Here is a 13,754-nt window from a genome sequence, read left to right on the forward strand (position 1 = left end):
GCCATGGCGATGGTCGACACCGGTCAACTCCGGTTGCACGTACAGCGGATGAGCCCGCCCGACGGCCGCCCGGTCACCGCCACGGCGGTGCTCGTGCACGGTCTGCTCACCGACAGCCTGGCCAGCTACTACTTCACCATCGCGCCGCCGTTCGCGCTGGCCGGGGTCGACGTCGTCATGTACGACCTGCGCGGCCACGGCCGCAGCGGGCGCCCGGCCACCGGCTACACGCTCGACGACAACATCGACGACCTGGAGGCGCTGCTCGACCGCCTGGAGGTGACTGGACCGGTCCATCTGGTCGGCAACTCCTACGGCGGGACAGTCGCGTTCGGTTACGCGGCCCGACACCCCGAGCGGGCCGCGAGCGTCTCCCTCATCGAGTCGGAACCGGCGACCACCGCCTGGGCACCGAAACTCGGCGGCATCCTGGACCGCGTGCTGCACGAACTGGCGCACAACGAGGACGACGCGATCGCCTGGATCAGCGCGAACCGCGGCCACAACACCGCCCGCCTCGCGAAGGGCGCCGCCCGGCTGGCCCGGGAGACCTCCCTCTCCCAAGACATTCCGGCCAGCGGTGTCTTGACGGAGGATCAGATCGGCGCGGTGCACTGCCCGGTGCTCGGCATCTACGGCGGCGACTCGGACCTCGCCCTGCTCGCACCCTGGCTGGAGTCCGTCCTCCCCGACTGCCGGACCGTCGTCGTCCCCGGCCACGAGCATTCGGTGCTGGTCGAGGCGGCGGGCACGGTCGGCGGGCACATCCTCTCCCTGATCCAGGAAACAATTGCGCCGGTGTCCACCCCCGCGGCGGCGATCCGGTGAGCCGGTTCCTGTTCGTCGTACCGCCGTTGGTCGGCCACATCAACCCGGCCGCCGCCGTCGCCGCCGAACTCACCGCCCGTGGACACGAGTTGGCGTGGGCCTGCCCCGATCCCGCACTCGTACTACGTCTCGCCGACGAGGCCGCGACCGCCTTCGGGTGCGCCGGGCCGGTGCCGGGTGAGAGGGACGGCGCACGCCCGCCGGACCTCCGTGGCCCGGAGGCGCTGAAGTTCCTGTGGGAACGCTTCCTCGCTCCGCTCGCCCTGGAGATGGCGCCGGGTGTCGAGGCGGCCATGACGGAGTTCCGGCCCGACGCGGTCGTCGCCGACCAACAGGCCCTGGCCGGTGGGCTGGTGGCCGAGCGGCTGGGGGTGCCGTGGGCGACTTCGGCGACGACGACGGCCGAGTTCACCGACCCGCTGGCGGGTATGCCCAAGGTCACGGAGTGGCTGGACGGACTGCTCAGCAAGTTGCGAGCCGATATCGGCGACCCGTCGGGCAGCGCGGACCCGCGCTTCTCCCCGCACCTGGTGCTGGCGTTCAGCACCCCCGAACTCGTCGGCCCCGGCGCCCGGTCGGGCGACCCCATCCGGTGGGTCGGCCCGTCGATCGCCACGCGTCCGGGCGCGCCGGACTTCCCCTGGGACTGGCTCGACCCGTCGCGTGCCACGGTCCTGGTGAGCCTCGGTACGGCCAACACGGACGTGGGAGCGCGCTTCCTCACCGAGTGCGTGACGGCGCTACGGGCCCGAACCGACCGTGTCCAGGCGGTGATCGTCGATCCGGGCCACACCCTGGGCACCCCCGACGGACAGGACAAGGACCTGCTGATCCTCCCGTCGGTCCCCCAACTCCCGCTTCTCGAAAGGGTCGACGCGGTCGTCTGCCACGCCGGGCACAACACGGTCTGCGAGGCCCTCTGGCACGGCGTCCCCCTCGTCGTCGCCCCGATCCGCGACGACCAGCCCGTCGTTGCCGCCCAAGTCACCGGTGCCGGTGCGGGAGTTCGGGTCCGCTTCGGCCGGGTGACCGCCACCGGACTCGGCGCGGCCCTGGACGCCGTACTCCACGAACCCGAATACCGCGCAGCCGCCGACCGCATCCGTACGGCGTTCCGCGCGGCCGGCGGCACCCACACCGCGGCGGACCACTTGGAGCGGCTGGCGACCGGCGCGCCCCTCAAGGAGGACCAGTGAGCAACGAGGCAGTGAGCAACGCATCCGAGACCACACCCCCGAGCCGCACCGAGCAGGTCGCCACCCTGCGCCCCACCTACCAGGCCGACCTGGCCGACGGCCTGGACCGCTTCTTCGAACCCCGCCGCGAGACCTGCCCCTGGTGCGACTCGTCCCGTCTGAAGACCCGGCTGCGCACGAAGGACCTGATCCAGCACAAGCCGGGCACCTTCGTCCTGGACCGCTGCGAGGACTGCCGGCACACCTTCCAGAACCCCCGACTGAGCCCGGCGGGGCTGGAGTTCTACTACCGGGACTTCTACGACGGCCTGGGCGAGAAGCAGTTGGGCAACACGTTCGCTGCTCGTACCAAGATGTACGAGCAGCGCGCGGAGTCACTGCTCCCGCACTCACCGACTCCCAAGAACTGGCTGGACGTCGGGACCGGCCACGGTCATTTTTGCGAGTCGGCCCGGACGGTGTATCCCGACACCACTTTCGACGGCCTCGACTTCACGGACGGCGCCGAACTCGCCGAGGCGGCGGGGCGGGTGGAGCGCGGATATCGGGGCAGTTTCCCCGAGTTGGCCCCGGGTCTCTCGGGCCATTACGACGTGGTCAGCATGTTCCATTACCTGGAGCACAGCACCGAGCCCGAGCGCGAACTGGCAGCCGCGCACCAGGCCGTGCGCCCCGGCGGCCACCTCCTGATCGAGGTCCCGGACCCCGACAGCCGCTACTCCCGCCTCCTCGGGCGCTGGTGGCTGCCGTGGCTCCAGCCGCAGCATCTACACTTCATCCCGGTCGAGAACCTGCGCCGCCGGCTCACCGACCTGGGCTTCACGGTCGTAACGGAACAGCACGCGGAGCCGCACGACCCGGTCGATCTCCTCGCGGGCACCTGGCTGGCCCTGGACACGGCCGCGCCCCGCGACAACCTGCCGTGGCTGCCGAAGCCGCCGTCAGGGCCGGCCCGTGCGGGGCGTGCGGCGGTGCTGATCGCGGGGGTTCCGGCGCTGCTCCTTGGAACGTTCCTGGACCGGTTCGTGGTGAAGCGGCTGTCGCACCGGCTGGGGGTGTCGAACGCCTATCGGCTGGTCGCGCGGCGCGACTGACCGGTCAGGACAAGCCTTCCAGCGCGCGGGCGACCTCATCCGCCGTAATGCCGTCGGCCCGGTTGTCGAACACCAGCCGCCGCCCGTCCGCCCATTGGCACTCGTTGGCCTCGGCCGTCTTCCAGAACGTGTCCCAGTCGGCGAGCTTGGACCGGTCCCGGGCGCAGCCCCGGGCCCGGACGCGTTCGCGGGCGGTGTCCTTGTCCACCTGTACCTGGACGACGACCAACTCGACGTCGGACGGCCAGTTGTGACGGTATGTCACCTCGGCGAGGTAGTCCGGCTGTGGGAAGTAGCGGCCGAACGGCGCGTCCAGGACGACCGGGCGCCCCACCCGCAGGTTGTCGGCGGCCAGGTCGAGGACGGTCGCGTATTCGAGGTCCATCACCACGGACTGGTAGTACGGGTTGAGGTCCCGCTCGTTGCGGTCCGTGCCGGCGAGTTCGAGGAGCGCCTCGGTGAGGCGGGTGCAGGCGGTGTCCTTGTCGATGTACGCGGCGCCGCTCAGCTCGGCGATCAGCCGGGCCACGCCGGTCTTGCCCGACCCGGCGGGGCCGATCACGACGTAGACGCGTGCGGTGGTGCTCATGCGCGGCGTTCCTTCACGAAGAAGAGGTACGACATTCCGCCGAGCAGCAGGAGTGCTCCGCCGACGAGGAAGACGTACGTGTAGTTGTTGCCGGTCGCGTCCAGGATCGCACCGGTGACGATGGGGGCCATCGCGGCGCCGAGGAAGCCGCCGAAGTTTTGGATCGCGCCGAGCGAGGCCACCTGGTGCGACTCCGCGATGTCCGAGGCCAGCGTCCACAGGCAGCCCATCGGCACCTGGGCGGCGAAGTAGCCGAGGGAGAGCAGGGTGAGCGCGACCGGCGTGCTGTGGACGTACGCCACGGGCAGGACCGCCGCGGCCGCCAGCACGGCACCGCCGACGATCGGGACCTTGCGGGAGACGACCGCGGAGTGGCCCCGGCGGATCAGCCGGCCGGAGAGCCAGCCGCCGAAGAGGACGCCGACGATGCCGCAGAGGTAGGGCAGGGAGGACAGCCAGCCGGTCTCGGAGAGGCTGAGGCCGCGGGAGGTCTGGAGGTAGCTGGGCAGCCAGGTCAGGTAGACCCACACGGTGTAGAAGATGCCGAAGGCGCCGAGGATCATGAAGTAGGTGTTGCGCTGGCGGAACAGCGCGCCCCAACTGGCGGGCTTCGCCTGCTCGTTCGCGCGGGCCTCCGCCAACTCCTCACCCCTGATGATCGCCTGCTCGCGCAGGGTGGGGTCCCGGTACACGCGCAGCCACACCAGCATGACGAGGATGCCGAGCGCGCCCACGGCGACGAACATGCCGCGCCAACCGACCGTCAGGAGAAGGCCGGTGAGGATCGGCGGGGCGATGGCGTTGGCGATCTGCGAACCGGTGTTGACGATCGAGATCGGCAGGGCGCGCTCGTCCTTGTTGAACCAGCGCTCGTTGACCTTGAGGCTGGCCGTGAAGAACGGGGACTCGGCGACGCCGAGGGCGACCCGGGCGGCGTAGAGCACGCCGAAGGAGTGTGCGGCGGCCGTGACCATCGTCATCAGGGACCAGAGTCCGGCGGCCCAGGCGTACATCCGCTTGGGGCCGAAGCGGTCGACGAGGTAGCCGGCGGGGAGGTTGGCGATGGCGTACGGCCAGGAGAAGGCGGCGAGCAGTACGCCCATCTCCGTCGCGTTGAGGCCGAACTCACCGGCGATGGTCGTGTTGGCGACGCTCAGCGTGGCGCGGTCGAGGTAGTTGACGACCCCGCCGATCACCAGGAGGGCGACCAGGACCCAGCGGATACGGATCGAGGTCCGCGGAGCGGTGCCGCCCAGGTCGAGGGAGTCGGGAGTGAGGGACTGCTGAGCCATGGTGAGCTCCTCTTTGAACCACCGTGCTGGTGCTGGGGAGTTGGGGACGGATGGTGCGGGGGGGGGTGTGAGCGGTGCGGGTACTGCCTTACGGGAGGCGGGAGTTACGCCCGCGCTCCCTCGATGGCCCGCAGCATCGTCGTAGCGGCGTCCGTGACGTGGCGGTAGTCGCCGTCCGCGCGGGCGGCCTTGGTGACGAAGCTGCCGACGCCGACCGCGACGACTCCGGCCTCGAACCATTCCTTGACGTTGTCGGCGGTGACGCCGCCCGCGGGCATGAGCGGGGCCTGCGGGAGCGGGGCGCGGACCGTGCGGACGTAGGCCGGGCCGCCGAACTCCGCGGGGAAGAGCTTCACTATGTCGGCGCCGGCCTGCATGGTGTCGACGATCTCGGTCGGTGTGAAGGCGCCGCTGACCGTGACGGCCTGGTAGCGGTTGGCGGTGGTCAGCATCGCCGGGTTGAGGTTGGGGCTGACCAGCAGACGGGCGCCGGCCGAGAGGCACTCGTACGCGGAGTGCTCGTCCAGGACGGTGCCGGCGCCGATCAGGATGCCGTCGTCGCCGTAGCGCTCGGAGAGCTTGTTGATGACGTCCAGCGCTCCGGGCACGGAGAGGGTGATCTCCAGGGCCCGGATGCCGCCCTCGATCGCCGCTTCGGAGACGGCGAGGGCTTCCTCGGCGCTCTCCAGGCGGACGATGAGCAGCGCGCCCGTACCGGTGATTGATTCCAGGGCGTTAAACTTTGTTACCATGGGAGAACACGTTAGAACATGAATTCACATGTTGTCACGCCCCTTGTCACACGAAGTTAGGCTGACCCCGGCGAGCCGCCGCTCGACCCACCGGTCCACCCACCGCTCCCCCGGCTTCGAGGAGACGCATTGAGCAGGGCACCCCTGATCCCCGAGCAACGCCATCAGGAGCTGCTGCGCCTGCTGAGGGGCAGCGGGGTGCTGAGCATCCACGACCTGACCGCGGCGCTGAACGTGTCGCACATGACGGTGCGCCGGGACATCACCGCGCTGGAGAAGAGCGGTCAGGTGGTCTCGGTGCAGGGCGGGGTGCGGCTCGCGGACTGGACCGGCCATGTGCCGCCCCGCGAGCGGGCCTCGCGCGCGGCGCTGGAGATGCCCCGCAAGCAGGCGATCGCCGGGCGGGCGGCGGAACTCGTCGAGGACGGCATGACGGTGTTCCTCGACGCGGGAACCACCTGCCAGTCGGTCGTGCCGTTCCTGGTCGGCCGCAAGGATCTCACCGTCGTCACCAACGACTTTCACGCCGTACTGGCGCTGTGCGAACTGCCGTCCGTGCACACGGTCCACACCGGTGGCGAGGTCGATGTGTCGAGCGGTTCGAGCAGTGGGCCCCTGGCCGCCAGGACGGTCGGAGCGCTGAACCTCGACCTAGCCTTCCTGAGTGCTGGTTCCTGGGACCTGGCCCACGGCATCACGAGCTTCTCGATGGACAAGGTGCTGCTCAAGCAGGCGGTGATGGAGGCGGCCGGCTCGGTCGCGCTGCTCGCCGACAGCACGAAGTGGGGCACGGTGGAGCGGTTCAACGTGACGAGGCTGGACCGGCTCGACACGGTCGTGACCGACGACGGCCTGCCGCCCGCCGTGGTCGACCGCATCGCGGAGGAGGGCCCGGCGGTGCTCCGCACGGGCTGACCACCCGCCCCACAGTGGCCGAGTACCGGCTAACCTCCATTGAATGATGCATTCACCGCGCCTAGCATCACTCGGTGATTCCAGCAATTCCCGTCTGACTCCTGCGCGTTGACGGGAGACGTGTCGACGGGGGACGTGACGACGACGAGCGGCCGCGGCCCGGTTCCGGGGGCTCCGGCCGCTCGTCTCCACCGCGCCTCTACGACAACACCGCTACGTCAACTCAGCTCGCGGTACGGCGAATTCGCCCCTCGTACCGCTTCTCCAGCTCCAGGTTGCCCTCGAAGCCGCCGGGCACATTGGCCGAGACGTACACCGGCGGGCGCTCCCCGGAGGCGAGCAACTGCGCCGCCGCCTCCGCGACCGACAGCTGGACGAGCATCGCGCCGGTGAGCGTGGACAGGGCGCAAACGGCACCCCCGGTGGGGAGTTCGAGGAGGGCGTCGCCGCGCGGGGCCGCGTTGTCGAGGACGACGTCGGCGAGGTCGACGAGCTTCCTGCCGCTCGGGTGACCGGCCGGGACGGCGCGGGTGTGGGCGAGCGAGGTGATGGCCAGAAGCCGGTGGCCGCGCTCCTTCACGCGCAGGGCCATCTCCACGATCACCTTGTTCACACCGGAGTTGGAGATGATGACGAAGAGATCCTCGGGGCGGGGTGCCGCGAGGTCGTAGAGGCGTTCGGCGACCCCGGACCGGCGCTCCAGCAGCGGGTCGTCGAGGACGCTGGGCGGGTCGCCGCCGTAGAGGACGAGGTCGGCGATGCTCAGCCGGTTGGTGGGCACCAACCCCCCGGCGCGGCCCGCGAGTTCGAGGACCATGGCCTGGGAGTGGCCGGTGCCGAAGGCCTGGATGACGCCGTCCGTGCGGACGCAGTCCGCGATCAGTTCGGCGGCGCGGGACACGGTGTCGCGGCTGGACTCGGTGATGTGCTGGAGGACGGCCAGGCTCTCGCGCGCGAAGGTCTCGGCGCTTACGGACTCGGCGGACACGCGATTCTCCCCACCGGTGGATCAAACCACCTATTCTTTCTAGATCAATGAATCAATAAATCACATACGGTCCTGGTATTCAATCGATGGCCTCTGGGGTGGCTGATACCTTCTGCACATGCCCCCGACAGACGTCACCACCCTCATCCGCACCGAGCTGCCCCGCCTGGCCGGCTCACTGAGGAAGGTCGGCGAGCTGATCCTGGAGGATCCGGCCGCCGTCACCCACTGCTCGGCCGCCGAGCTGGGCCGCCGCACCGGCACGTCGCAGGCCACGGTGACCCGCTTCTGCCGCGCGGTCGGCCTCGACTCGTACCAGCATCTGCTGATCGAGCTGGCCCAGGAGCGCGGTCGCGGCGAGGTCTCCGACTGGGGCACCGCCGAGATCGGCCCGGACATCTCCCCGGACGACGATCTCGAACGGGTCGTGCAGGTCGTGGGCAGCGCGGACCTGCGCGCGGTGCAGCAGACGATCGACCGGATCGACCTCGACGCGGTGGAGCGCGCGGCCACGGCCGCCGCCCGCGCCCGGCGCATCGACGTCTACGGCATCGGTGGCAGCGGCGCGGTCGCGCAGGAGACCGAGACCCGGCTGTTCCGCATCGGCTGCGCGGTGCGCGGCTGGACCGAGGTGCACGCCGCCTCCACCTCCGCCGCCCTGCTCACCCCGGCGGACGTCGCCATCGGCATCTCCCACTCCGGTTCGACCCGCGAGACCATCGAGCCCTTCGAACTCGCCAAGGAGCGCGGCGCGACCACCATCGCCCTCACCTCCGACCCGCGCTCCGCACTCGCCCGCACCGCCGACATCCGGCTGATCTCCTCGTCCTCGGCGACCAGTTTCCCCACCGGCATCATCGGTGCCCGCCACTCGGTCCTGGTCCTCATCGACTGCCTCTACGTCCGCATCGCGCAGCTCTCCTACCAGCGCGCGAGCGCCTCCCTGGCCCTCACCGACCACATCGCCGGGGAGCATGCCGTGAAGTCCCGCCGGGGCCGGTGATCCCAGCCGGGACCCGGCCGTGATCTCGGCCGAGTCTGCATGGATGAACCACCGAAGTTACGCGGAGATGGTTGTTTGAATCATCTTCGCGATGTCAGGATGGGCGCTCCGCCGAGCCTCTGGTAGGAGACCCATGCGCGTCACCGCTGCCCTGTCGACCGAGTTGTTCGTCGGCACCGCCGAGCATCCGCTCCAGGTGGTGGCCGCCGAACTCGCCCATGTCCCCGGCCGGCCGGTCCGCCTCACGGTCGAGGGCCCCGGCGTGCACGGCACCGCGGAGACGGTCGTGGGCGAGGACGGCACCGCGCACGTCGAGATACCCGTGACCGCCGACCTCGCACCCGGCGAGCGATGCTCGATCGAGGTGACGGCCGCCGACGGCGACCAACTGGCCACGCTCACCACCGAGTTCACGGTCGCCGAACCCGGCTGGACCATGTTCATGGTCAGCCACTTCCACTACGACCCCGTCTGGTGGAACACCCAGGGCGCCTACACCGAGACCTGGGACGTGGCCGACGACCCCGCCTCCACCGGTCTCCCGGCCCGCACCTTCGACTCCCGCGGCCAGTCCGGCATGACCCTCGTCCGCGCCCACTGCGACCTGGCCCGCCGCGACCCCGCGTACACCTTCGTGCTGGCCGAGGTCGACTACCTCAAGCCGTACTGGGACGCCTTCCCCGAAGAGCGCGCCTTCCTGCGGGAGTTGATCCGCACCGGCCGGGTCGAGATCATGGGCGGCACCTACAACGAGCCCAACACCAACCTCACCGGCGCCGAGGCGACCGTACGCAACGCCCTGTACGGGGACGGCTTCCAGCGCGGCATCCTGGGCGCGACCCCCGAAACCGCTTGGCAGCTCGACGCGTTCGGGCACGACCCGCAGTTCCCCGGCCTGATGGCGGACGCGGGAGTCTCCTCCAGCTCATGGGCGCGTGGACCGTTCCACCAGTGGGGCCCGACCCTGTCCGTGTTCGGCGAGGAGCCACGCGACCCCCAACGCATGCAGTTCCCGGCCGAGTTCAGCTGGATCGCCCCCTCCGGGCGCGGACTCCTCACGGCCTACATGGTCAACCACTACGGCGCCGGCTGGGCCATCGACAACGCGCCCACGCTCCCCGAGGCGGAAGCGGCGGCGCTGAAGCTCTTCCGGGGACTCAAGAAGGTCGCGCTCACCCGCAACGTCCTGCTCCCGGTCGGCGGGGACTACGCGCCCCCGTGCCGCTGGGTGATGGACATCCACCGGGACTGGAACGCCCGTTACGTGTCGCCGCGCTTCGTCAGCGCGATCCCCCGGGACTTCTTCGCCGCCGTCCGCGTCGAGTTGGACGAGGAGGGCCGCAAGGCGTCCCCGCAGACCCGGGACATGAACCCGGTCTACACCGGCAAGGACGTCTCCTACATCGACACCAAGCAGGCCCAGCGCCACGGCGAGACCCTCCTCGCCGACGCCGAGGCCTGGGCGACCCTGGCCTCGCTGGTCGCCCAACACCCCTACCCCGACGCGGCGTTGGACAAGGCCTGGCGCCAGCTCATCTACGGCGCCCACCACGACGCCATCACCGGCTCCGAGTCGGACCAGGTGTACATCGACCTGATGACCGGCTGGCGCGAGCTGTACGACCTGGCCGAGACGGTGCACGCCGACGCGACGGACGCCCTGGCCGCGACGGTCGCCCAAATGCCGGGTGCCGCCGATGACTTGGTCGTGTTCAACGCGGCGACCTGGGAGCGCCGGGACGTCCTGACGGTCGCCGACCCGGGCCGCGTCCCGCTGGACGACACCGGCCTGCCGCTGCCCGCCGTACGCGAGGGCGACCAACTCCGCGTCGTCGTACCGGACGTGCCCGGCATGGGCCTCAAGGCCCTCCCGCTCGCCGAGGGTTCGGTACCCGAGTGGACGCCCGGCGAGGGCCTGACCATCCGCAACGAGTTCTACGAGGTGACGGTCGACCCCGCGCGCGGCGGCGGCGTCAGCAGCCTGCGCGAACTGGCCGAGGGTGGCCGGGAGTTGCTGCGCGCCGGCGACATCGGCAACGAACTCGTCGTACAGGAGGAGTACGCACGGCACCCGCGTTTCGGCGAGGGACCGTGGCATCTCACACCGACCGGGACCAACGCCGCACGCAGCCGGGACGTCATCGCCGAGGTCGATGTCCAGCACTCCCCCGCCGGCTCCCGGATCACCGTCACCGCCGACCTCGGACTGTTCCGGTACACGCAGCGGCTGACGCTGTGGGCCGGGGTCCCGCGCCTCGATCTGACGACGACCGTCGACGGCTACGACGGCGCCGACCGGCTGATCCGGGTGCGCTGGCCGTCCGACGTGACCGGCGGGCTGCCGGTGCACGAGGTCGCGGACGCGGTGATCGGGCGCGGGTTCGGGTTCGTGGAGGTGGACAGCGAGGAGTTCCCGTGGACGCTCGACAACCCGGCGAACACGTGGTTCGGGCTGGGATCCACCGCACGGGTCGCGGTACGGGACGAGTCGGGGCAGTTGCTCGGGCACCGGTCGATCGGCGTCGCCGAACTCGTCTACGCCGACTGGGGCGACGCCGGTGAACTCGGTACGCCGCTCGCGGCGGCCCTGGTCCGCGCCGGGGTCACCGCGACCTCGACAATCGCCGGTGGCCCGCGCTACGGCGACCTCGAAGTCGACTCCAATCTCCCCGACTTCCGTATCGCCGTAGGTGCGCCCGAGCGCAACTCCGTGGTCGCCGAGGCCCTCGGCTGGGACCCGGCCGCAGGTCGCGAGGTGCGCCGGCAACTGGCCGAGCGGGGTGTGGCGGTGGTGTGGGTCGCGCCGCGTGCCGGGCTGCGCGAGGAGTGGGTGCCCGGGGCCGACCTGCGCGACCTCGAACGACTGCCGCTGCTCGTGGTCGCGGGCACCCGCCCCGAGGACGACGCCAAGGCGGTCGACGCGCTGATCGCCGACCTCGACGACGCGGCCCTCACGGCCACGGCGGCGGGCGGCTGCGAGGCGCTACCGCCGGGCGACGCCTGGGACGGCCGCAGCTTCGCCGTGCTCAACCGGGGCACGCCCGGCTGTGTCGTCACCTCCTCCGGCGACCTCTACATGTCCCTCATGCGCTCCTGCACCGGCTGGCCCTCCGGCATCTGGGTCGACCCGCCGCGCCGTACGGCACCGGACGGTTCGGCCTTCCAACTCCAGCGCTGGACCCATGAGTTCGAGTACGCGGTGGTCGCGGGCGCGGGTGACTGGCGTGAGGCGCGTTTCCCTCAGGCCGGACATGAGTTCAACCACCCGCTCACGGCCCGCCTGCGGACCTCCACCCAACAGGGCACCCTGCCAAGGAAGTTGGCCCTGCTCGCCCTGGAACCGGCGGGCGAGGTCGTCCTCGATGCCCTCAAGCCGGTCGGCTCCCCGCTCGCCCGGGGCAGCGCGGTTCCGGTCGATCCGGGGCGCGGTGTCGTCGTACGGATGCACGAGGTGAACGGCCGGCCGGTGCGGGCCCGGATACGCGGGCCGCGCGACTGGGCCGAGGGTGCGCGGGCCGACGTGCTGGAGGCGCCCGGTGAGGAGTTGACGCCGGAGCGGGATGGTGGGCTCGCCGTCGATCTGACCGGGTTCGAGGTCGCGACGGTGCTGGCGACTGCCGACGTCGAGACCTCAACCGGGCCTGGACTTGCGGCAGATGAGCCCGCGCAACCCGTCCACACCCGCTACTGGCTCCACAACTCCGGCCCCGCGCCCCGGGGAAACATGCCGGTGTCCGTGTACCTCTCCCCCGGCGTGCTCACCGTCTCCGGCCCCGTCACCGCAACCGTCAGAGTCGGCTCAGAACTCACCGACGCACCGGTGTCCGGCACCGTGAGGATCGAGGTCCCGCCCGGCTGGACCGCGCGACCCGCCGAGCTGCCGTACGCGTTGGGCCCAGGCGGGTTCACGCTGGCGGAGGTGGCCGTGACGCCTCCGCCGGAACCGGAGCCCGGCCGGCACTGGCTCGCGGCCCGGTTGGAGTACGGCGGGCAGACGTACGAGGACGTCGTGGCGCTGGACGTGGCGGGCTGGCAGCATGGCCCAACGCTGGTGTCCGGTCTGGGAGTTGAGCGGGTCACCGTGCGGGCGGGCGAGCGGGTCCAGGTGCCCGTGACCGTCCGCAACACCACCCGGGGGCCCATCAACGGCACCCTCTGGGCCGTCTCCTCGTGGGGCACCTGGGCCGGGGTCGCACCCGGCTGCCAGGGGTTCACGGTGGCCGGTGGCGCGGAACAGGAGTGCCTGATCGAGGTGGACGGCTCGGCGGTGGAACCGGGGTCGTACTGGCTGCTCGCGAAGGTCGCCTGGAACGGGTGTGTCGCCTACACGGAGGCCGTCGCGCTGGAGGTGACGCCGTGACCGAGCACGCGGCCGTGGTGCGCGGCAGGACCGTTCCAAAGAGGCGGGTGGACGCGCTGCTGGCGGCCGTACCGGCGCGGGACCGGGAGACCCGGCCCGAGGCGCTCGCGCGGGCCGAGCGGCAGCGCCGGCGGTGGGCGACGCAGGTGGTGGTCATCGACGAGCTGGCCCAACGGGCGTGCGCGGAGCGGGGGTTGAAGCCTCCCGCGGAGGTGTCGCCGGACCAGGTGCTCGCCGTAGCCGAGACCGATGTCGCGGATCTCGGCAGCATCGTCGCGGCGGCCCTCGCGCACTCCCCGGCCGCCCGGCTGCTGCTGGCCGAGCTGGAGGGCGAGCAGGAGGTCGCGGAGGAAGCCGTACGGGACTACTACGACCGGAACCGGGATCGCTTCCTCACCGCGGAGGCGCTACGGCGCGGTGTCGACCCGTTCGGTCGGGTGTCATCGGAGGACTTCGTGCCGTACGGGCAGGCCCGTGCGGGGGTCGAGCGAGAGTTGCGGCAAGCCGCGGGGCGGCGGGCCTTCTTCGGTTGGTTGGACCAGGCCAAGGCCGGCGTCGTGTATGCCGTGGGTCATGAGCATCCCGGCGATCCGGCGCACCCGGACCACGAGCACCGGCACTGATCACTCCCGGAACCTAAAAGCAACACGGGAACCCATTGACCTCCGATGAATTCTGGTCCACCTTTTCATCAATCGGAGTCGAAGTTGGTTAATTGAACCAGCTGTTGGCTGATG

Annotated in this window: 11 protein-coding genes; 7 read left to right on the forward strand and 4 right to left on the reverse strand. The window is 70.9% G+C overall.

Annotated features, from left to right (window positions below):
* The first annotated feature begins 3 nt into the window (after positions 1–3).
* Genes OG194_RS10260 through OG194_RS10270 form a run of 3 tightly spaced genes read left to right on the forward strand, consistent with a single transcriptional unit; the run spans position 4 to position 3,118 of the window.
* Complete coding sequence (locus OG194_RS10260; protein WP_327400549.1) at positions 4–828, forward strand: alpha/beta fold hydrolase; 825 nt, start codon at positions 4–6, stop codon at positions 826–828.
* Positions 825–2,024: a glycosyltransferase gene (locus OG194_RS10265; protein ID WP_327400550.1), complete on the forward strand. Its 1,200-nt coding sequence runs from the start codon at positions 825–827 to the stop codon at positions 2,022–2,024. Before OG194_RS10260 ends, OG194_RS10265 begins: the two co-directional genes overlap by 4 nt.
* Complete coding sequence (locus tag OG194_RS10270) at positions 2,021–3,118, forward strand: class I SAM-dependent methyltransferase (protein WP_327400551.1); 1,098 nt, start codon at positions 2,021–2,023, stop codon at positions 3,116–3,118. The genes OG194_RS10265 and OG194_RS10270 overlap by 4 nt, the downstream gene beginning before the upstream one ends.
* A gap of 4 nt (positions 3,119–3,122) precedes the next feature.
* Here the strand turns inward: OG194_RS10270 and OG194_RS10275 are convergent, their stop codons facing one another.
* The 3 genes from OG194_RS10275 to OG194_RS10285 all read right to left on the reverse strand — a co-directional run bounded on the left by OG194_RS10275 (position 3,123) and on the right by OG194_RS10285 (position 5,751).
* Complete coding sequence (locus OG194_RS10275) at positions 3,123–3,707, reverse strand: AAA family ATPase (protein ID WP_327400552.1); 585 nt, start codon at positions 3,705–3,707, stop codon at positions 3,123–3,125.
* The gene (locus OG194_RS10280) at positions 3,704–4,999 is read right to left on the reverse strand and encodes an MFS transporter (protein WP_327400553.1); all 1,296 of its coding nucleotides are present in this window, start codon (positions 4,997–4,999) and stop codon (positions 3,704–3,706) included. Before OG194_RS10280 ends, OG194_RS10275 begins: the two co-directional genes overlap by 4 nt.
* 104 nt (positions 5,000–5,103) lie before the next feature.
* Positions 5,104–5,751: a bifunctional 4-hydroxy-2-oxoglutarate aldolase/2-dehydro-3-deoxy-phosphogluconate aldolase gene (locus OG194_RS10285; RefSeq protein ID WP_327400554.1), complete on the reverse strand. Its 648-nt coding sequence runs from the start codon at positions 5,749–5,751 to the stop codon at positions 5,104–5,106.
* 129 nt (positions 5,752–5,880) lie between these two features.
* Between OG194_RS10285 and OG194_RS10290 the strand changes: the two genes are divergently transcribed.
* Positions 5,881–6,666: a DeoR/GlpR family DNA-binding transcription regulator gene (locus OG194_RS10290; RefSeq protein ID WP_327400555.1), complete on the forward strand. Its 786-nt coding sequence runs from the start codon at positions 5,881–5,883 to the stop codon at positions 6,664–6,666.
* A 223-nt stretch (positions 6,667–6,889) separates the two neighbouring features.
* Here the strand turns inward: OG194_RS10290 and OG194_RS10295 are convergent, their stop codons facing one another.
* A complete protein-coding gene (locus OG194_RS10295) occupies positions 6,890–7,654 on the reverse strand; it encodes an SIS domain-containing protein (protein WP_327400556.1) in 765 nt (254 codons plus the stop codon).
* Between the two features lie 118 nt (positions 7,655–7,772).
* Here OG194_RS10295 and OG194_RS10300 point away from each other — a divergent pair, with 118 nt between their 5' ends.
* The 3 genes from OG194_RS10300 (at position 7,773) to OG194_RS10310 (ending at position 13,640) form a co-directional block, all read left to right on the forward strand.
* Positions 7,773–8,657: a MurR/RpiR family transcriptional regulator gene (locus OG194_RS10300; RefSeq protein WP_327400557.1), complete on the forward strand. Its 885-nt coding sequence runs from the start codon at positions 7,773–7,775 to the stop codon at positions 8,655–8,657.
* 133 nt (positions 8,658–8,790) lie between these two features.
* Positions 8,791–13,017 carry an NEW3 domain-containing protein gene (locus tag OG194_RS10305; protein WP_327400558.1) on the forward strand — a complete coding sequence of 1,409 codons (4,227 nt, stop codon included), beginning with the start codon at positions 8,791–8,793 and terminating at the stop codon, positions 13,015–13,017.
* A complete protein-coding gene (locus OG194_RS10310) occupies positions 13,014–13,640 on the forward strand; it encodes a peptidyl-prolyl cis-trans isomerase (RefSeq protein ID WP_327400559.1) in 627 nt (208 codons plus the stop codon). The genes OG194_RS10305 and OG194_RS10310 overlap by 4 nt, the downstream gene beginning before the upstream one ends.
* Positions 13,641–13,754 lie beyond the last annotated feature (114 nt).

It is taken from the genome of Streptomyces sp. NBC_01288 (assembly GCF_035982055.1).
Taxonomy (GTDB): Bacteria; Actinomycetota; Actinomycetes; order Streptomycetales; family Streptomycetaceae; genus Streptomyces.

Excerpts from the sequence above, each read along its gene's own strand:
- OG194_RS10260 (WP_327400549.1), top strand. The coding sequence starts at position 4 with ATGGCGATGGTCGACACCGGTCAACTCCGGTTGCACGTACAGCGGATG.
- OG194_RS10275 (WP_327400552.1), bottom strand. The coding sequence starts at position 3,707 with ATGAGCACCACCGCACGCGTCTACGTCGTGATCGGCCCCGCCGGGTCG.
- OG194_RS10280 (WP_327400553.1), bottom strand. The coding sequence starts at position 4,999 with ATGGCTCAGCAGTCCCTCACTCCCGACTCCCTCGACCTGGGCGGCACC.
- OG194_RS10285 (WP_327400554.1), bottom strand. The coding sequence starts at position 5,751 with ATGGTAACAAAGTTTAACGCCCTGGAATCAATCACCGGTACGGGCGCG.
- OG194_RS10300 (WP_327400557.1), top strand. The coding sequence starts at position 7,773 with ATGCCCCCGACAGACGTCACCACCCTCATCCGCACCGAGCTGCCCCGC.
- OG194_RS10305 (WP_327400558.1), top strand. The coding sequence starts at position 8,791 with ATGCGCGTCACCGCTGCCCTGTCGACCGAGTTGTTCGTCGGCACCGCC.